This is a genomic window from Amycolatopsis sp. NPDC088138 (genome assembly GCF_044741685.1).
Taxonomy (GTDB): domain Bacteria; phylum Actinomycetota; class Actinomycetes; order Mycobacteriales; family Pseudonocardiaceae; genus Amycolatopsis.
Map to the genome: position 1 here is coordinate 122,339 of NZ_JBIUTB010000001.1, position 18,464 is coordinate 140,802.

General features: G+C 73.2%; 15 protein-coding genes, 1 pseudogene and 2 riboswitches. Of the genes and pseudogenes, 10 read left to right on the forward strand and 6 right to left on the reverse strand.

Annotated elements, in window-relative coordinates:
- Position 1: 1 nt before the first annotated feature.
- Both ACIOD2_RS00590 and ACIOD2_RS00595 read right to left on the reverse strand, forming a co-directional pair.
- Positions 2–1,450 (reverse strand): hypothetical protein, encoded by a 1,449-nt coding sequence (locus tag ACIOD2_RS00590; protein WP_400532708.1) that lies wholly within the window; start codon positions 1,448–1,450, stop codon positions 2–4.
- Positions 1,447–2,088, reverse strand: coding sequence for a TetR/AcrR family transcriptional regulator (locus ACIOD2_RS00595; protein ID WP_400532710.1), 642 nt, complete (start codon positions 2,086–2,088; stop codon positions 1,447–1,449). Before ACIOD2_RS00595 ends, ACIOD2_RS00590 begins: the two co-directional genes overlap by 4 nt.
- 112 nt (positions 2,089–2,200) lie before the next feature.
- On the opposite strand from ACIOD2_RS00595, the gene ACIOD2_RS00600 reads away from it, so the two are divergent.
- The 8 genes from ACIOD2_RS00600 to ACIOD2_RS00635 all read left to right on the forward strand — a co-directional run bounded on the left by ACIOD2_RS00600 (position 2,201) and on the right by ACIOD2_RS00635 (position 12,697).
- On the forward strand, positions 2,201–3,139 hold the full coding sequence (locus ACIOD2_RS00600; protein WP_400532712.1) for an alpha/beta hydrolase: 939 nt from the start codon (positions 2,201–2,203) through the stop codon (positions 3,137–3,139).
- A gap of 443 nt (positions 3,140–3,582) precedes the next feature.
- A riboswitch (adenosylcobalamin (AdoCbl) riboswitch) is annotated at positions 3,583–3,729 on the forward strand.
- A 62-nt stretch (positions 3,730–3,791) separates the two neighbouring features.
- Positions 3,792–6,296, forward strand: coding sequence for a hypothetical protein (locus tag ACIOD2_RS00605; protein WP_400532714.1), 2,505 nt, complete (start codon positions 3,792–3,794; stop codon positions 6,294–6,296).
- A 4-nt stretch (positions 6,297–6,300) separates the two neighbouring features.
- On the forward strand, positions 6,301–7,164 hold the full coding sequence (locus ACIOD2_RS00610) for a hypothetical protein (RefSeq protein WP_400532716.1): 864 nt from the start codon (positions 6,301–6,303) through the stop codon (positions 7,162–7,164).
- Positions 7,161–8,105 carry an ABC transporter substrate-binding protein gene (locus ACIOD2_RS00615; protein ID WP_400532718.1) on the forward strand — a complete coding sequence of 315 codons (945 nt, stop codon included), beginning with the start codon at positions 7,161–7,163 and terminating at the stop codon, positions 8,103–8,105. Before ACIOD2_RS00610 ends, ACIOD2_RS00615 begins: the two co-directional genes overlap by 4 nt.
- On the forward strand, positions 8,105–9,232 hold the full coding sequence (locus tag ACIOD2_RS00620; protein ID WP_400532719.1) for an energy-coupling factor transporter transmembrane component T: 1,128 nt from the start codon (positions 8,105–8,107) through the stop codon (positions 9,230–9,232). Before ACIOD2_RS00615 ends, ACIOD2_RS00620 begins: the two co-directional genes overlap by 1 nt.
- Positions 9,229–10,821, forward strand: a complete 1,593-nt coding sequence (locus tag ACIOD2_RS00625; protein ID WP_400532721.1) for an ABC transporter ATP-binding protein — start codon at positions 9,229–9,231, stop codon at positions 10,819–10,821. Before ACIOD2_RS00620 ends, ACIOD2_RS00625 begins: the two co-directional genes overlap by 4 nt.
- Positions 10,818–11,681: an ECF transporter S component gene (locus tag ACIOD2_RS00630; RefSeq protein ID WP_400532723.1), complete on the forward strand. Its 864-nt coding sequence runs from the start codon at positions 10,818–10,820 to the stop codon at positions 11,679–11,681. Before ACIOD2_RS00625 ends, ACIOD2_RS00630 begins: the two co-directional genes overlap by 4 nt.
- Positions 11,678–12,697, forward strand: coding sequence for a peptidase (locus ACIOD2_RS00635; RefSeq protein WP_400532725.1), 1,020 nt, complete (start codon positions 11,678–11,680; stop codon positions 12,695–12,697). The genes ACIOD2_RS00630 and ACIOD2_RS00635 overlap by 4 nt, the downstream gene beginning before the upstream one ends.
- Positions 12,698–12,712: 15 nt before the next feature.
- Here ACIOD2_RS00635 and ACIOD2_RS00640 read toward each other — a convergent pair.
- A pseudogene (locus ACIOD2_RS00640) lies at positions 12,713–12,828 on the reverse strand (short-chain fatty acyl-CoA regulator family protein); the annotation flags it as partial.
- A gap of 195 nt (positions 12,829–13,023) precedes the next feature.
- Positions 13,024–13,252, forward strand: a riboswitch (cobalamin riboswitch).
- Positions 13,253–13,368: 116 nt separating this feature from the next.
- On the opposite strand from ACIOD2_RS00640, the gene metE reads away from it, so the two are divergent.
- A complete protein-coding gene (gene metE / locus ACIOD2_RS00645; RefSeq protein WP_400532727.1) occupies positions 13,369–15,702 on the forward strand; it encodes a 5-methyltetrahydropteroyltriglutamate--homocysteine S-methyltransferase in 2,334 nt (777 codons plus the stop codon).
- Positions 15,703–15,773: 71 nt separating this feature from the next.
- Complete coding sequence (locus ACIOD2_RS00650; protein WP_400535357.1) at positions 15,774–16,628, forward strand: methylenetetrahydrofolate reductase; 855 nt, start codon at positions 15,774–15,776, stop codon at positions 16,626–16,628.
- A gap of 10 nt (positions 16,629–16,638) precedes the next feature.
- On the opposite strand, the gene ACIOD2_RS00655 is transcribed toward ACIOD2_RS00650, so the two are convergent.
- From ACIOD2_RS00655 to ACIOD2_RS00665, 3 genes are all read right to left on the reverse strand, one after another.
- Positions 16,639–16,875, reverse strand: coding sequence for a hypothetical protein (locus ACIOD2_RS00655; protein WP_400532729.1), 237 nt, complete (start codon positions 16,873–16,875; stop codon positions 16,639–16,641).
- 160 nt (positions 16,876–17,035) lie between these two features.
- Entirely contained in the window at positions 17,036–17,332 is a 297-nt protein-coding gene (locus ACIOD2_RS00660) for a hypothetical protein (RefSeq protein WP_400532731.1), read from the reverse strand.
- A gap of 115 nt (positions 17,333–17,447) precedes the next feature.
- The gene (locus tag ACIOD2_RS00665) at positions 17,448–18,389 is read right to left on the reverse strand and encodes an acyl-CoA desaturase (RefSeq protein WP_400532732.1); all 942 of its coding nucleotides are present in this window, start codon (positions 18,387–18,389) and stop codon (positions 17,448–17,450) included.
- Positions 18,390–18,464 lie beyond the last annotated feature (75 nt).

Genomic DNA, 18,464 nt, shown 5'->3' on the forward strand with positions numbered 1-18,464 from the left:
ATTATGCGCGGAGACGGTGGTCCAGCCGGGCGACGAGCAGAACGGTGACCACGAGGACGACGGCCAGCCCGAGGTAGGTGCCGAGGTCGCCGCGCCCGAAGATCAGCATTCCGGCCAGGGTGTGGCCGGCCAGTGCACCGCCGCACACGGCGAGGACGTGGCGGCCGGTCCACTCTGCCGAACGACCGAACCGGACCAGCATCCGTGTCACGGTGGCGAGCAGGAGCAGTTCCACGACCATCGGCACCAGCACCCAGAGGCCGTGGGCGAACGCCGGTTGCGCCGCGCCGAGCATCCGGAAGACCAGGGCGAAGGCCACGACCGTGAGCACGCCCGTGCCGGCGTACAGGGTTCCGATCGACGGCACGCGGGCCGAGGTGGCGGGACGGTTTTCGCCGCGACGGGGCACCAGCCGCAGCGCGACGACGCCGAGCACGACAACCGCGACCGCGTAGCCGATCAGGTAACCCGTGGGCGTCTGGTAGCCGGGATCCTGGGAGGGGACCACGAGGAACCGCACCAGGGCGACACCGGCCGCGAAGGCCAGCGCGATCAGGTACAGCCGCCGCCGGTGGACGACGTACGGCCGGTTCCGGTGGGCGGGGAAGACCAGGTTGGCGAGCGTGATGGGGATCAGCACGGAAAAGACGACGTGGTAGAGCGCGTTGGCTTGCCAGTAAGTGAGGTTGAGCCCGAGGAAGCGGACGCCCCAGTGCGCGGCGTCGTACAGCTTGGGGCTGGTCAGCGCCTGGAGGCCGACGCCGTCCTCCAGGATCTCGTAGGCGATGCCCAGAACGACCAGGCTCGGCCAGCCGCGGCCGGTGCGCACCACCAGTTCGCGGATCAGCAGCACCCCGGCGCCGTAGACGGGCACCCACAGCACGACCAGCCACGCCATCGCGGGCGGTGTCGAGCCGAGCGCCACCTCGGCGATGAGCGGGGCGGCGAAGACCAGGAACCACGCCGCCTTGGCGTTGCCACCACTGTCCTTTGTGGTCCGCGGGAACAGCTCGCGCACGGCCCGGCGGCTCGCGGCGAAGAGCACGGCGGCGACGGCCACCAGCTGCACGACCTGCGCCGCGTGGAGCCACCACGGGAAACTGCCGCCGAGGACGAACCACAGCAACGACGCGATCTGCAGTACCGAAACGATGAGCACCCGCCGGTACGCGCTGCGCCGGTGTTCGCGCAGCCGCCGGATGAACAGCGGGTACAGCAGGGCCACCGCCACGGCGGGGCCGGGACGCGACCACAGCTGCGTGGACAGCCCGTCGGCGGCGGCGCCCCGGTCGGCCGGGCCGAGCGCGGCCAGCTGGAAGTCGAGGATCTGCCGGTGCCAGACGAGGGTGATCGCGGCGACGACCAGCCCCACCGCGAGGTTCACGAGCATGACGCGCACGAGGGTGTCGAGCTGGGGTTCGCGAGCCGTGCCGGGGCGGACGTCGGTCATGACTTCGCTCCCTTCCTGCGGGCGCGGGGTGCGCGCGTCGCGCGGTCGAACGTGTCGACGAGCTGGTCGGCGTAGTGCGTCAGGTCCAGGTCGGGGCGGGCCTCCAGCAGGAAGCCGATCCCGTCCAGGGAGCGCTGCACGGTCACGGCCATCACCCAGGCGTCGAACGGCCGGAACACGCCGGCCTGCTGGCCGCGTTCGAGGATGTCCTGCACGCGCGTGACGGCGGTGTTCTCCTGTTTCGTGTCGTAGGGCCGTTCTTCGGTCTCGGGCCGGTGGTCGAGCACGATGCTGGTCAGCGCGCGCATCGGAATCCGGTGTGTCTGGTTGAGCGCGACCGCGGACCGGATGTAGGCCGCGAGGGCGTCACGCGGGTCGTCGGGCGCGGTCGCCTGCCCGGCCACGAAGGCGCCGATGATCCGGAAGATCTCGGCGCTCACCGCCGCGATCAGGTCGTCCTTGCCCGCGAAGTGGTAGGAGATCGTCCGCGTCGACCGGATGCCCGCTCGCTTCGCGACCGCCTGCAACGTGGCCGCGCGGCAGCCCTGCTCGGCGATCAGCTCCATCGTGGCCTGCACGATCTGCTCCCGCCGCGCCCGGTTGGTGACCGACCGCTGCTCGTCGTCGTGTACCTGCACAAGTACAAATGTACTCGCGCAAGTACCTCGCCGCGCGGTGAGGGCGTCCTGGACAGTTTGCGAACCACGTGGTTCACTTCGCGCAGGGTCACCGGACCCACTGGGAGGTCACATGTCTGCGGTACGCGAGAAGGTCCGGTTCGTCAGCGGGGACGCCGAGTGCGTCGCCTGGCACTACCCGGGGACCAACGGCGGCTGCGTGGTGATGGCCGGCGGCTTCGGCGTGACGAAGGAACCGGCGACGGACCTGTTCGCGGCCCGGTTCGCCGAAGCCGGCTTCACCGTCCTCGCCTTCGATTACCGGCACCTCGGGGAAAGCGGCGGGTCGCCCCGTCAGATCGTCCGCGTGCGCGAGCAGCTGGCCGACTCGCGCGCGGCGATCCGGTTCGCCGCGACGCTGCCGGGCGTCGACCCGGAACGGCTGGCGCTCTGGGGCTTCTCCTCCTCCGGCGGGCACGTCTTCCGCGTCGCGGCCGGGGCCACGCGGCTCGCGGCGGCGATCGCGCAGACGCCGAACGCGGACGGCCTGGCCGTCACGCGCAACGTGGCCCGGTACCAGAAGCCGCTGGCCATGCTTCGCCTCACCGGCCGCGGGATCCTCGACGCGCTCGGCGGTCTCGTCGGCCGTCCGCCGCTGCTGGTGCCGCTCGCCGGGGCGCCGGGCACCGTCGCGGCCCTCACCACGCCGGACGCCGCCGACGGCGACCGGGCGCTCAACCCGGGTGGCCGCTACCCGGAGTGGCAGCAGGCCGCCGCCGCCCGGTCGGCGCTGGCCCTCGGGTTCTACCGGCCCGGCGGGCACGCGCCCCGGATTTCCGTCCCGCTGCTGGTGCTCGTCTGCGACCAGGACCGGTCCGCGCTGCCGGAACCCGCCGCCCGGGCGGCCAGGCGGGCACCCCGCGGCGAGCTGGTCCGCTTGCGCGGCGGGCACTACGCGCCGTTCCTCGACGAGCACGACGCGGCGGCCGAGGCGGAGCTGGACTTCCTGCGCCGGCACCTGCTCCACCCGGCGCCGGCCACCACCTCGGCCCCGGAGCCCGGGCAGCACTGACCGACGCGTCCCCGGGCCCGCACCCGCGGCCGCGGCGCTCGGGGCGATCGTGCTCGCGGCGGCGACCGGGTGGTCCGGCGCGCCGGTGCTGGAGGACGTGGTGGCCGGGCCGCCGGTGCTCGGCGACGACCTCGCCGGCCACCACGTCTGGCACCGTGCACGACGACGTGCAGCTCGTTGCGTGCCTTCGGCTCGTCAAGCAGTCCGATGCGGCGCCCCCTGCGGGAATGCCGGTATCAGCGGAACAACCAGGACTACCTGTACCAGGGGCACTACCGGCTGGATGTGCTCGAGGCGCACAGCGGGCGCCTTCACCGCGCCGGACGGCGCGACCTACCGGCAGGTGCTCGGCCCGCTGTACCAGGGGCCGAGCCGGCCGACGTGAGTTCTGCCGTTCCCGTTCGGCTGACCAGGTGTTAGTGTCGCCCTGTTTGGCCAGGACAACTTCATGATTTTTCTGCCCGTGGCAGGGGAAGCCGGTCGAATTCCGGCGCTGTCGCGCAACCGTGGGTCACCTTGGGTGACGAGTCGGGCTACCTCCTCGGGCAGGTGATGTCGAACCGCTGTCGCGTCAACAGTGAGTGGACCCCCGGCCCCGCAGGGCCGGTCTCCCTCGTGTGCCGTGCCGGCGGCTGGGGAGAGGAAAGATCAGGTGGCCGGCAAGCGGTTCGGACCCTTCGCGGCTTTGGTGTCCGCGGTCGTCGTGTTCACCGTCTGCGCGGTGACCCCGGCCTTCGCCGGTGATCTCACGGCCTCGAAAGCGACTTCGCGCTGGCTCGCCGCGCAGCTCTCACCCGACGGGACCCTGCAGAACCCGCTCGGTGGCGCGCTGCCCGACCACGGCCTGATGATCGACACGCTCTTCGCGATGTACGCCTCCGGCGACGGTGCGCTGGCCGCGCCGATCGTCGAGTACCTCGACCACCACGCCACCGACTACTACACCTGGGACGGCCTCGTCCCCGGCCAGGGTTACGACGCGATCATCACCGGCGGCGCCGCGGCGAAGGTGCTGGTCGCCGCGGAAATCGCCGGGCGGGACCCGCGGTCCTTCGGCGGGCACGACATGGTCGCCGAAACCCTCGGCACGATCGCGCGTTCGGGCGTGGACAAGGGCCGGGTCAGCGACTACTCGAAGAACCCCGACTTCCAGGACTTCGTCAGCAACAACGCCAACATGTTCGGCCAGGCCCTGGCCGTGATCGGGCTGGCGGGCGCCGGTCTGACCGACCGGCTCGCGATCGACACGATGCTGAAGCAGCAGTGCTCGGAGGGCTACTTCCGGATCTTCTTCGGGCTGATCGCCACCACCGGGACCGGCGACCAGGTGACACCGGACGGCCACCGGATCTCGACGTGTGACGAGGGCAAGGCGCTCGACCAGTCGGCACCGGACGGCGACACCACCGGGATCGCGCTCTCGGCCATGCTCGCCGCGCGCGACGCCGGCGCGGCGGACCTCGACGCGCCCATCACCAGGACCGTGCGGTGGCTGAAGGCCCACCAGACCGCGAGCGGCGGCTGGGGTGGCGGCGTCGGCACCGAAGCGCCCAACACCAACAGCACCGGCCTGATCCTGCAGGCCCTCGCCGACGCCGGGTGCGCGGACGCCGCGACGGCCTCGGGAACCGCTTTCCTCGAGTCCGCCGAAGCGACGGCGGCCGACGCGGGCACCCGGCTCGGCGACCAGCTCGGCGCGATCGCCTACACCCCGGCCGAGTACGCAGCGGCGCGCACCAACGGGATCAGCGGCCTCGACACCTGGATCCGCGCGAGCGCGCAGGCCGCACTCGGCCTGTCCGGGACCGGGTTCCACGACCTCACCCTGGGGCACACCGGAGCGCCGACGCAGCCGGATCCAGGCTGCAGCCTGGCTGCTCCACCGCCGCCGACCGGCGAAAAGCCCCCGGCTGCGGGCAATCCCGCGGCAACGCCGCCGGTCAGCAAGAAGGCCGGCACCCCGGCGGTGCGGCCCGGCTCGCCGCGCGGCACCGTCGTCGTCCCCGCCGACGCGCCGGCGCAGGTGACCGGCCCGACCCCGGCCGACCGGCTGGGCAGCTACCTCGCGAGCCGGCTCGCCGACGGTGACCACGTCGAAGTCACCCAGGACGGCAAGACCTTCGTCGACTACGACCTCACCGCGGATCTCGTCCTGGCCCTGCACACGCTCGGGCAGCAGCCGGACGCCACGGACCGGGCGTCCCGCTTCCTGCTGAGCCCGGACTCGATCAAGGCGTACGCCCACGGTGCGCCTTATGAACAGGGCCAGGCGGCTTACGCCGAACCCCTGGCCAAGCTGGACGTCATTGCCCACTTCGCGGCGGATCCGGCCGCCGGCCGGCTGGACGCGGACCTCGCCGCCCTGCGCACCGCATCGGGTGGGTTCACCGACACCGGCGCATTCGCCGACACCACCGGATCCCTGCGACGGCACGCGTGGGCCACGGTGGCGACGACGATCGCCGGGCCGGCCGAAACCGCGATCGGCACGCTCGCCGCGCACCAGTGCGCCGACGGGCTCTTCCCGCCGGTCTTGACGGAAAAGCCGTGCGCCACCGGCGATGTCGCCGCGACGGCCGCCGCGATCGAGGCACTGAACGCGAAACGCCGGGACCCGGCCGCGGTGGAGACCGGCAACGTCCCGCCGCCGGGCTGGAGCGCCGGACACCGGCGGGCCCTCGAGTCCGCCGCCGCCGCGCTGGCCGCCCGGACCGGACCCGACGGCACGGTCGCCGGGCCGGACGGGCAGCCCGATCCCGTGCTCACCGCGGCCGCCGCCCGCGGTTTCGGCTCGGCCGGGCTCGACGCGAGCAGGGCCGCGCAGGCTCTCGGCGCGCTCGTCCTGGCCGACGGCGGGTTCCCGAAGACCCCGGGCGGGCCGAGTGATCCCGGCGCGAGCATCACCACGGCGAGCGGGCTCGCCGGCCGGAGCTGGCTCGACGCGGACGGCTCCCCGCTCACGACGGCGGTCCGGCTGCCGCTGGCGCCGCCGCTCGCCGCCGCGGCCGGCTCCGGCGTCGTCCCGGTGCCGTCCGCCGTGCACAACTCCGCGCTCTGGCTGGCCTTCCGCCTGTCCGGCGCCGCGCTCGTCCTCGCCTTCGCGCTGGCCGCCGGCCTGCGCCACCTGATCACCCGCACACCACGCACCAGGGGGTAACACCATGAGACGTCTTCCTTCGCTGCTGGCCGGGCTCGCCGTCCTGGCCGGACTCGTCGTCGCTTCGGCGACGCCGGCTTCGGCCGTCGATCCGGCCAAGGGCTACAACGGCATCTGCACCGGCAACGACGCGCTGACCGGCGTCACCGTCGTCGTCGACTTCCAGGAGCTCGACGGCAACGGCGGCACCGCCGCGCCGACGATCACCCGCTGCTCGCCGAACGCCGCTCCCGGCACGGACCGCACCGGCATCAAGGCCCTGCAGGACGCCGGGATCGCGGTCGCCGGCGTCGCGCAGTGGGGGCTCGGGTTCGTGTGCCGGCTGGAGGGCCGGCCCGCGGCGGCCGAGTCGATCCCCGTCTCGGGCAACCCCACGTACAAGGAAGCCTGCGTGCGGACGCCGCCCGCCGCCGCGTACTGGTCGTACTGGAACGCCACCGGTGCGACGTCGGCTTGGACCTACAGCAGCTACGGCGCGCTGAACCGCAACGTCGTCCCCGGCGGTTTCGAGGGCTGGTCGTTCTCCCTCAACCGGTCGGCCAGCACGAACCCGGTGCCGCGAGTGACTCCGCTCAACCCGGCCGTGAACGCGGGCAACCCGACCGTGAGCCTGTCGGCCGACGACCTGGACCACAAGATCACCCTGGGCCAGAGCACCACGCTGACCTGGACGTCCACCAACACCACGACGCTCGCCGCGCAGTCGGTCACCCCGGCGGCCGGCGGCGGCTCCTGGTCGGGGTCGCTGGCGGTGCCGGGCGGGACGCGGACGATCACCCCCACGGCGGCGGGCACCTACACGTACACGATCAAGGCGACCGGGACCGGCGGCACGGTCTACTCGACCGCGTCGCTGACGGTGCAATGAGGCGGATCCTCACGGGCGCGGCCGTCACGCTGCTGACGGCCGCGCTCACCACCGGCCCGGCGCACGCCGTCGACCAGAGCAAGGGCCGGCCCGGCTTCTGCGCCGACGGCACCGGCGTCACCGTCGTGCTCGACTTCCAGCAGCTCGGCGGCACGACCATCGTCCGCTGTGACCCGCAGACCGGCCGCGGCACCGGGTTGGACGCGCTCAAGAACGCCGGGTTCCAGATCGCCGGGGTGCAGCGCTGGGGCGAGGCGTTCATCTGCCGGATCGAGAACCGCCCGTCCGCGGTCGAGGAGATCCCGGTCAAGGGCAACGAGCACTACAAAGAGACCTGTGTGGACACTCCGCCCGCCGCGGGGTACTGGTCCTACTGGCACACGGGGAACAACTGCGCGTGGGAGTACAGCCAGTGGGGGGTGAAGAACCGCGACTTCACGGCGGGTGGCTTCGAGGGCTGGTCGTTCTCGCTCAACGCGACCGCCGACTCGAACCCGGTCCCGCGGATCGCCCCGGTGCGCCCGGGCACCGAGGGCCAGTCCTGCTCGACGGCCCCGGAACCGGCACCGAGCTCCGGTGACGTCAACGAAAAGCAGCCCGGCAGCGTGGCCGGCGGCAAGCAAGGCGGCGCCGGCACGACGGCGACCGCCGCACCGGGCACCCAGGCGGCCACCCCGGGACAGCCGGGGCAGGATCCGGCGTCCTCACGGGCGTTGCCGCCGCCGAAGCCGCGGCCGGGCGGGGGCGCGCAGGGGGCGCCCGATCCCGCGAAGAACGTGACGTTCACCGGCGGGGAAGGCGCGCCCGACGTGAACCAGGCGATCAAGGAGCAGGCCGGGGCGAGCGACTACGCGCCCTGGGTGGCCGGGGGAGCGGTCGTGCTGCTCGCCGCCGCGGCGTGGTTCACCGCGCGGCAGCGCAAGCGCGCCCGGGAAAGGTGATGCCCGCTTCCTGGTTCCTGCCCCGCGACCTGCATCCCGCCGCGTGGTGGGTGTGGGCGCTCGGGCTGGCGGTCGCCGCGGGCCGGACGACGAACCCGTGGCTGCTGCTGACGATCTGCGCGGTGCTCTGTTACGTCGTCATCGCGCGGCGGGCGGACGCGCCGTGGGCGATGGCGTTCCGGATGTACGCCTACCTGGCCGCGGTGATCATCGGGGTGCGGGTGTTCTTCCGGATCGTCTTCGGCGGCGCCGAGGGGGCGACGATCATCCTGCGCCTGCCCGAAATCCCGCTGCCCGCCTGGGCGGCGGGGATCCGGCTGCTCGGCGACGTCTCCGCGGAGTCCGTCCTCGGTGGACTCTACGACGGCCTGCGGCTGGCCACGATGGTGCTCTGCCTCGGCGCGGCCAACGCCCTGGCCAACCCGAAACGGCTGCTCAAGGCCATGCCACCGGCGCTCTACGAGGTCGGCACGGCCGTGATCGTCGCGCTGTCGGTGTTCCCGCAGCTCGCCGAGAGCGTCCAGCGGGTGCACCGCGCGCGGAAGCTGCGTGGTGGTGCGAAAGGACGGCGGTTCCGGGCGCTGCACGCGGTCGTCATCCCGGTTCTGGAGGATGCGCTCGACCGGTCGCTGCAGCTCGCGTCCTCGATGGACTCCCGCGGTTACGGCCGCGCCGGGGTGGTGCGGGCCCGCGCCCGGCTGCTCACCGGCGTGCTGATGATCACCGGGCTGATCGGGATCTGCGTCGGCGTCTACGCGACGCTCGACGGCTCGACCCCGCGGTTCCTCGCCACGCCGTTCCTCGCCGGGGGACTCGTGCTCGGCCTGGTCGGGTTCCGGACCGCCGGGACACGCGTGCGGCGCACCCGCTACCGGCCGGACCGCTGGCACCCGCCCGAGTTCGTCACGGCGCTGAGCGGCATCGGGGTGGCGGCGGTGCTGTTCGCGACGTCCAGTGTGGACCCGACGAACCTCAACCCGTCGCTGGGCACGCTGTCGTGGCCGCTGCTGTCCTGGCTGCCGCTCGCCGGCGTGCTCCTCGGTGTCCTGCCCGCGTTCCTGACCCCGCCGCCCGCGCTGCCGTTCGACGCGGAACTGTTGCCCGACAACGAGAAAGTGCCCGCATGATCGAGCTGGACCGGGTTTCCTTCTGGTACCACGGGCAACCGGAACCCGTCCTCGCCGACGTCACGCTGACGATCGGGGAGGGTGAGCTGGTGCTCGTCGCCGGGCGCACCGGCTCGGGCAAGTCGACGCTGCTCGGCACGTTCAACGGCCTGGTCCCGCACTTCACCGGCGGCCACCTCGAAGGCACGGTGTCGGTCGAAGGCGTCACGACCCGGGACCGGCCGCCGCGGGAGTTCGCGCACCTCGTCGGCGTCGTCGGGCAGGACCCGCTTGCCGGGTTCGTCACCGACGTCGTCGAAGACGAACTCGCCTACGGCATGGAACAGCTCGGCCTGGCCCCGCAGGTCATGCGCCGCCGCGTCGAGGAAACCCTGGACCTGCTCGGCATCGCGGAGCTGCGCCGGCGTCCACTGAGGACACTGTCGGGCGGGCAGCAGCAGCGCGTCGCCGTCGGCTCGGTGCTGACCATGCACCCGAAGGTCCTCGTGCTCGACGAGCCGACCTCGGCGCTCGACCCGATCGCGGCCGAGGAGGTGCTCGCGACACTCGCGCGTCTCGTGCAGGACCTCGGCACCACCGTCGTGCTGGCCGAGCACCGGATGGAACGGGTGATCCCGTTCGCCGACCGGATGCTCTACGTCCCCGGCGACGGCAGCGTCACCGACGGCACCCCACCGGAGATCCTGCGCACCACCCCGATCGCGCCGCCGATCGTCCGCCTCGGCCGCCTCGCCGGGTGGGAGCCGCTGCCGATGTCCGTGCGTGACGCCCGCCGCGTCGCCCGGCCGTTGCGCGACAGTCTCGGCTCGCGCTCGGAGCCGGCCGAGGACGAGCCGGGAGCACCGGTGCTGACCGCCTCCGGTGTGGTCGTCCGGTACGGGCCGGTGGTCGCGGTCCGCGGGCTCGATCTCGACCTGCGCCCCGGGCGGGTGGTCGCGATGATGGGCCGCAACGGCTCGGGGAAGTCGTCGCTGCTGTGGGCCCTGCAGGGTTCCGGACCGCGGCAGGGCGGGAAGGTCCGTGCCGCCGGGGTCGACCCCGGGGAGCTGCCGAGCGCGAAGGCGCGCAAGGTCGTCGGGCTCGTGCCGCAGACCGCGAGCGACCTGCTCTACCTCGAGTCCGTCGCCGCCGAATGCGCCGCGGCCGACGCCGAGACCGCTTCCGAACCCGGCTCCTGCCGGGGACTGCTCGACCGGCTCGCTCCCGGGATCGACCGGGAGCGGCACCCGCGGGACCTGTCCGAAGGGCAACGGCTCGCGCTGGTGCTGGCGGTGCAGCTGTCGGCGTCGCCGTCGATCATGCTGCTCGACGAGCCGACCCGCGGCCTGGACTACCCGGCCAAGGCGGCGCTGGCGGGGATGATCGCCGCGATGGCCGCCGAGGGGTGCGCGGTGGTCGTGGCGACGCACGACGTCGAGTTCGTCGCGACGGTCGCCGACCGGGTCGTGGTCATGGCCGAGGGCGAGATCGTCACCGACGGCGTCACCGCGGAGGTGCTCGGCGGGTCCCCGGCGTTCGCGACGCAGGTGGCCAAGATCCTCGGTGGCGGGTGGCTGACCGTCGCCGAGGTCGAGGCGGCGGTCTCGTGACGCGGATCCGCCAGTGGGGGCGGGCCGACCAGGCCGTGCGTGTCGGCCCGCGCTCGGCCGTGGTGCTCGTCCTGGCGTCGCTGGCCGGGCTGATGATGTTCGTCTGGCCGCTGCTGGTGCGGGTGGCGCCGCAGAGCATGCAGCACGGGCCGGACGCGCCGTTCGTCTTCTTCGGCATCCTGCCCGTCCTGATCGTCATCGTGCTCGCCGAACTGTCCGAAGGCGGCATGGACGCGAAGGCACTGGCGATGCTCGGGGTGCTGTCCGCGGTCAACGCCGCGCTGCGGCCGCTCGGCGCGGGCACGGCCGGGATCGAGACGGTGTTCTTCGTGCTCGTGCTGGCCGGGCGGGTCTTCGGCGCGGGCTTCGGGTTCGTGCTCGGCTGCACGTCGCTGTTCGCCTCGGCGCTGCTGACCGCCGGGGTCGGGCCGTGGCTGCCGTTCCAGATGCTGTGCTCGGCGTGGATCGGGACGGGCGCGGGCCTGCTGCCGCGTCGCGTGACGGGAAAGGCCGAGATCGCGATGCTGATCGGCTACGGCATCGTGGTGTCCTACCTGTTCGGGTTGCTGATGAACCTGTGGTTCTGGCCGTTCATCACCGGCGCCGAAGTCCCGTACCACACCGGCCACATTTCGTACGTGGCCGGGGATCCGGTGTGGGAGAACCTGCACCGCTTCGCCGTCTTCACGCTGCTGACGTCGACGGCCGGGTGGGACACCGGCCGCGCGATCACCAACACGGTGGCGATCGCCGTGCTCGGTCCCGCGGTGCTCGCCACGCTGCGGCGGGCGTCGCGCAAGGCCTCCTACGGCGTCGCCCCGTCGTTCGCCGAAGTTCCCCTCGAAAGGAAGAACCGATGAAACTCCGTGCTCTCACCGTCGTTCTCGCCGCCGCGGCCTCGCTCGCGGTCCCGGCCACGGCGTCGGCCACGACGCCGCCGTCGCAGCCCGCCGCCGGCTGGCTCGCCAGGCAGCTGGCCGGTGGCGACCACCTCGAAACCGTCTTCGGCGGAACGTCCTTTCCGGACACCGGCCTGACCATCGACGGCATCCTCGCGTTCGCTTCCGCCGGTGTCGCGGACACCGCGGCCGGGCGAGCCACGACGTACGTGGCGTCGAACCTCGCCGGCTACCTCGGTGACGGCGTCGAGGAGTCCTACGCCGGAGCCACCGCCAAGGCCGCGCTTGCCGCCGAGGTCCGCGGCCTCGACCCGACCGGCTTCGGCGGCGTCGACCTGCCGGCCCGGCTGCGGGCCCTGCTCACGCCGTCCGGCCGGTTCTCCGACCACTCCGCCTTCGGCGACTTCAGCAACGCGTTCAGCCAGTCCCTCGCGCTCATCGCCCTGGACCGGACACCGGGCGGCGCACCGGCGTCCGCGGTGACCTTCCTCGCCGGGACCCAGTGCGCGGACGGCGGTTTCCCGCTGGCCTTCGGCGCGACGCCGTGCGTGAGCGACACCGACTCGACGGCGATGGTCGCCCAGGCACTGCAGGCGACGGGCCGGCTCGGCCAGTCCCAGCAGGGCCTGACCTGGCTGGCGGGCAAGCAGCAGGCCGACGGTGGCCTCTCGGTCGGCACCGGTGACCCGGCGGTCGCGCCGAACGCCAACACGACCGGCCTGGCCGGGCAGGCGTTCCGCGCGGGCCTCCGGCTCGCCGCGGCGCAGAAGGCCAAGACGTTCCTCGCCGGTCTACAGGTCGGCTGCGCGGGCGTCCCGGCGAACCGCGGTGCGCTCGCCTACGACGCCACCGGCTACGACGCGAACACCGTCGTGCGCGCCACCACCCAGGGCGTCCTCGGCCTCGGCGGCCGCGGCCTGGCCCGGCTGACGTCGGCCGGTTCGTCGGCCGCGGAGCCCGCTCTCACCTGCCCGTGACCACCGGCGCCCGGGGACCTGGGTGACGATCCGGCCCGGTGCGCTGAACGCCTCGCAGACGATCCACAGTGGACAAGAACCGCCGACGCGGGAGAAGCGGAACCGGTCGCGGACCGGCGTTTCGAGATCGACTACCCGGCCGGGCTCGCGTACCACTTGATGGGATTCGACACGCCGGTCTTCGTGGCCGCGCGGATCACCGGCTGGACCGCCTACATCGGGAAACAGCTCGCCGCCAACAGCCTCCGCCCGACGAGCACCTACCGCGGCAAACCGCAGTGCGCGGTCGCCGCCCGCGCGTCGAGGAAAACCCCAGCGGGAGGCGGTACAGTGGCGAGGCAGCAGGTTCGGGATCCGCACGCACGACCGCGGTGACCGAGGCAAGAGGGAACCCGGTGTGAATCCGGGACTGCCCCGCAGCGGTGAGTGGGAACGAACGCCGTCAGTCCCCTTGAGGGACAAGCACTGAGCCACCCGGCTTGGGAAGCGACGGCCAGTAGGAAAGAGCCCGGACGCCCACGAGTCCGAAGACCTGCCCGCTGCGCACCCCGTGACCGCGGGGTGCTGGCCGCGACCTCGTGGGTGGGTCCTCGCCGAGTCGCGACCGGACGACGGTCGTGCCTTGCCGTGCCCTCCCCGCAGGTCCACGTGGACTCGCGAAGGAGAGCCCCGTGACATCCCCGACGACACCCCCGACGACATCCCCAACCAGCCGCGCCACCGTGTACGGCTACCCGCGCCAAGGTGCCGGCCGGCAGCTGAAGAAGGCCGTCGAGTCGTACTGGAAGGGCCGCGTCGACGCCGATGCCCTGCTGGGCACCGCCCGTGACCTGCGGCTGCGGACCCTGGCCGAACTGCGCGACGCCGGGATCGACGAGATCCCGGGCAACCACTTCTCGTTCTACGACCACGTGCTGGACACGTCGGTCCTGCTGGGCGCCGTGCCCGAGCGGCACGTCGCCGCCGTCCCGGACGCCACGACCCCGGCCGGTGAGCTGGACCGCTACTTCGCCATGGCCCGCGGCACCGCGGACGCGCCGCCGCTGGAGATGACGAAGTGGTTCGACACGAACTACCACTACCTGGTGCCCGAGCTGGGGCCGGACACCACGTTCACCCTGAACGCGGCCAAGCCGCTCACCGAGTTCGCGGAGGCCGCTGAGCAGGGGGTGAAGACCCGGCCGGTGCTCGTCGGCCCGGTCACGTTCCTGCTGCTGGCCAAGGACCCCACCGCCACCGGTGGGTTCCGGCCGCTCGACCTGCTCGACCGGATCGTCCCGCTCTACGCCGACCTGCTGCGGCAGCTGCACGACGCGGGCGCGGAATGGGTCCAGCTCGACGAGCCGGCGCTCGTCACCGACCAGCCGGCGGACGTGCTGGCCAAGGTCGCCGACACCTACGCCACCCTGGCCGCCGCGACCGCGCGCCCGAAGATCCTGGTCGCGTCCTACTTCGACCGGCTCGGCGACGCCCTGCCGGTGCTGGCGTCGTCGCCGGTCGAGGGCCTGGCGCTGGACTTCACCGGGACCGCCGCGGCCAACCTCGACGGCCTGGCCGCCGTCGGCGGGATCCAGGACAAGCGGCTGGTCGCCGGGGTCGTCGACGGGCGCAACATCTGGGCCGCCGACCTGACCGCCGCGCTGGGCACCCTGGGCACACTGCTCGGCCTGGCCGGTTCGGTCGACGTCGCCGCGTCCTGCTCGCTGCTGCACGTGCCGCTGGACGTCACCCTCGAAACCGACCTGGACCCCGAGATCGCCGGGTGGCTGTCGTTCGCGCGGCAGAAGCTCGAGGAGATCGTCACGCTGCGCCGCGGCCTGACCGGAGACCGGTCCGCGATCGAGGACGCCTTGCGCGTCAACGCCGAGCGCCTAGCCTCCCGGGCGGCCTCGCCGATCGTGAAGGTGCCCGCCGTCCGGGACCGGGCCGCCGCGGTCACCGACGCCGACCTGAGCCGCGTCAGCCCGTACGGCAAGCGCCACCTGGCCCAGCAGGACCGCCTGCGGCTGCCGGAGCTGCCGACCACGACGATCGGCTCGTTCCCGCAGACCTCGGAGCTGCGCCGGGCGCGGGCGGCGCTGCGGTCGGGCCAGCTCGACCGGGACGCCTATCGCGAGGCGATGCGCGCCGAGGTCCGCGCGGTCATCACCGAGCAGGAGCAGCTCGGCCTGGACGTGCTGGTGCACGGTGAGCCCGAGCGCAACGACATGGTCCAGTACTTCGGCGAGCAGCTCACCGGGTTCCTGGCCACCCAGCAGGGCTGGGTCCAGTCCTACGGCACCCGGTACGTCCGGCCGCCGCTGATCGTCGGGGACGTCTCGCGCCCGGAGCCGATGACCGTCGAGTGGGCCACCTACGCCCAGGGCCTGACCGAGCGGCCGGTCAAGGGCATGCTGACCGGCCCGGTCACCATGCTCGCCTGGTCGTTCGTGCGGGACGACCAGCCCGAGGGCGACACCGCCCGGCAGGTCGCGCTCGCCCTGCGCGACGAGGTCGACGACCTCGAGCACGCCGGGATCGCGGTCATCCAGGTCGACGAGCCGGCATTGCGCGAAACGCTGCCGCTGCGCACCGCCGACCGGGCGGCGTACCTGGAATGGGCCGTCGACTCGTTCCGCCTGGCGACCGCGGGCGTGCGGGACGACACCCAGATCCACACGCACATGTGCTACGCCGAGTTCGGCGACGTCCTGCAGGCGATCGTCGACATGGACGCCGACGTGATCAGCCTGGAGGCGGCCCGCTCGAACATGGCCATCGTCGCCGACCTCGCCCGCGCGGGCTATCCCAACGAGGCCGGCCCCGGCGTCTGGGACATCCACTCGCCGCGCGTGCCGTCGGTCGAGGAGATCGCCGGGCACCTGCGCACGGCCGTCGCGGCGTTCCCCGCCGACCGGCTGTGGGTCAACCCCGACTGCGGCCTCAAGACCCGCGGTTACGCCGAAGTGCGGGCGACGCTGGCCAACCTGGTGGAGGCCACCGGGCAGCTGAGGGCACGCGCGTGACGAGCGGGCAGCTTTCCCCGCGGCGGGCGGTCACCCCGCCCGCCGCGGGCCCCGCGCGGGTCCGCGACCGCCTGGCCGCCGGCGCCCCGGTGCTCTCGCTGGAGTTCATGCCGCCCCGCGAAACCGACAACGCGGAGCGGATCTGGCAGAACGTCCGCAAGCTGGAGTCGCTGCACCCGGGTTTCGTGTCGGTCACCTACGGGGCCGGCGGGTCGACCCGGGACAACAGCGTCGCGGTGGCCGCGCGGATCGCCCGGGAAACCACGATGCTGCCGGTCGCCCACCTCACCGCCGTCGGCCATTCGGTCCGGCAGCTGCGCTCGTTCGTCGGCGCGCTGGCCGACGCCGGGGTCGTCAACGTCCTGGCGGTGCGGGGCGACCCGCCCGGCGACGTCACGGGAGAGTGGGTCCGCCACCCGGAAGGACTCGGCTACGCGAGCGAACTCGTGACGCTGCTGCGCGAGCACGGCGACTTCTGCGTGGGCGTGGCGGCTTTCCCGCACGGGCACCCGCGTTCGGCGAGCACCGAGGAGGACACCCGGCAGTTCGTGGCGAAGTGCCGGGCGGGCGCGGACTACGCGATCACCCAGATGTTCTTCGACGCCGACGACTACCTGAGGCTGCGCGACCGGGTGACGGCGGCCGGCTGCGACACGCCGATCATCCCGGCGCTGATGCCGGTCACCACGATGAGGACCATCGCCCGGTCGGAGCAGCTGTCCGGCGCGCCGTTCCCGCCGCACCTGGCGGAGCGGTTCGCCGCCGTCGCCGACGACCCGGCGGCGGTCCGCGCCCTCGGCATCGAGCAGGCGATCCTGCTCGCGCGGCGGCTGCTCGGCGAAGGGGTTCCGGGGCTGCACTTCATCACGTTCAACTTCGCCAAGGCCACCACGGAAGTCGTCGCGGAACTCCCGGCGTTCGGGTGATGCTCCCGAGTCACCGTCTCCTCGGCTGTGCGGTGCTTCGCCGCCGGCCGAGGAGTTTCGGGGTGTGGACGGGTGGTGCGTCGGCCGGGGTGAGGCCGTCGGCGGGGGCGAGCCCGAGGACGTCGAGCAGGAACCCGCAGTCGTCGGCGTCGTGCGCGGTCGAGGCGACGACGCGGGCGGCCTGTCGCCGCTGTTCGCGGTTCAGCGCGAACGGGTCCGCGTTCGGCAGCTCCCGTGGGCCGGTCATCGGCGCGGGCTGTGGTGTCGGAACGTCATGGCAGCCCCTTCACTCGGACTGGATGGGCGCCGCCGGGGGCTGGGGCGGCCGTGCCGGGTGCGCGCGGCACCCGGGTCCGCGAATGTAGTCCTCCCGATCGGTGCGCGGGGCTGGCAAACGGGTTGTGTGCTCAGGTCCGGGCCCGGTCGCGGGGAGCGGGCGGGCGCGCGTCGAGGATGTCGGTGGCCCGCACCAGGCTGACCGGGGTGTCGCTCGGGCTGTCGCAGGGGCGCACGGGCACCCAGGTGGTGCTGGTGTGCTCGTCGCGCAGGCTGCGCCCGGCGACGGTCCCGACGCGCTCGTGCCACTCCGGGTTCGCGCACGACGCCGGCCGCGCGCGGTGGCGGTAGTGGACGTACCAGCCGGGTGGGTAGCCGCCGCCGTGGCGGGCCGGCCAAGCGCGGTGCGGGGTCTCCTCGTGGTCCACCGGTGGCCCTTCGCTCCCGGTGCGCGCGGCGCACCTCGTCGGTCGCCGGGGTCCGGGGCGCGGTCCTCCAGCTTAGGCCGCGCCCCGCCACCGGGGATTCAGCCAGGCAGGTGGTTCAGCGCGCCGACAACCGGGCCAGCCGTTGCGGTGTGGGCCACCGGACCTTGCTCGCCCAGCCGAGCTGTTCGAAGATCCGGATGACGCGGGCGGAGACGTCGACCTGCCCGCGCAGCACGCCGTGCCGGGCGCAGGTGGGGTCGGCGTGGTGGGAGTTGTGCCACGACTCGCCCATCGACAGGATCGCCAGCGGCCAGAAGTTGGCGGAGCGGTCGCGGTTGGCGAACGGGCGGGTGCCGACCAGGTGGCAGATCGAGTTGACCGACCAGGTGACGTGGTGCTGCAGGGAAACCCGCGCCAGCCCGGCCCAGAGGAACGCGGTCAGCGCGGCCCACCACGAGCCGCCGATCAGCCCGCCGAGGGCGGCCGGAACCAGCACGGTGGCGGCCACCCAGACGGGGAACAGCCGGTCCACGGCACGGATGCCGGGGTCGGCGGCCAGGTCCGGGGCGAACCGGGCGATGTTGGTCTTGTCGCGGCCGAAGAGCCAGCCCAGGTGCGCGTGCCAGAACCCGTGAACCAGCGCCAGCGGTGAAGTGCCGTAGAGCCAGGGAGAGTGCGGGTCGCCTTCGCGGTCGGAGAACGCGTGGTGGCGCCGGTGGTCGGCGACCCAGCCGAGCACCGGGCCCTGGGCGGCCAGGCCGCCGGCGACCGCGAGCGCGATCCGCAGCGCACGGGTGGCGGTGAACGCGCCGTGGGTGAAGTAGCGGTGGTAGCCGACCGTGACGCCCAGCGTCGTCACGACGTAGAACCCCGTGGCGATGCCGATGTCGAGCCAGCTCAGTCCCCAGCCCCACACCAGGACCACGGCCGCGACGAGGGCGAGGAACGGTGCGAGGAGGAAGACCCTGATGGTGATCAGCTCACCGCGCGAATGCCTGCCGGACAGCAGGGGCTTGCGCCCTGCCGGATAGCGAGTGGGGGTTTCCGTTGCGGCCATGGAGATCCTGCCTTGGGCGACTGGTGCCGGTCGTCGCGGATGCAGGGTCTGGGCGCTGGTCCTTCGATGATACCG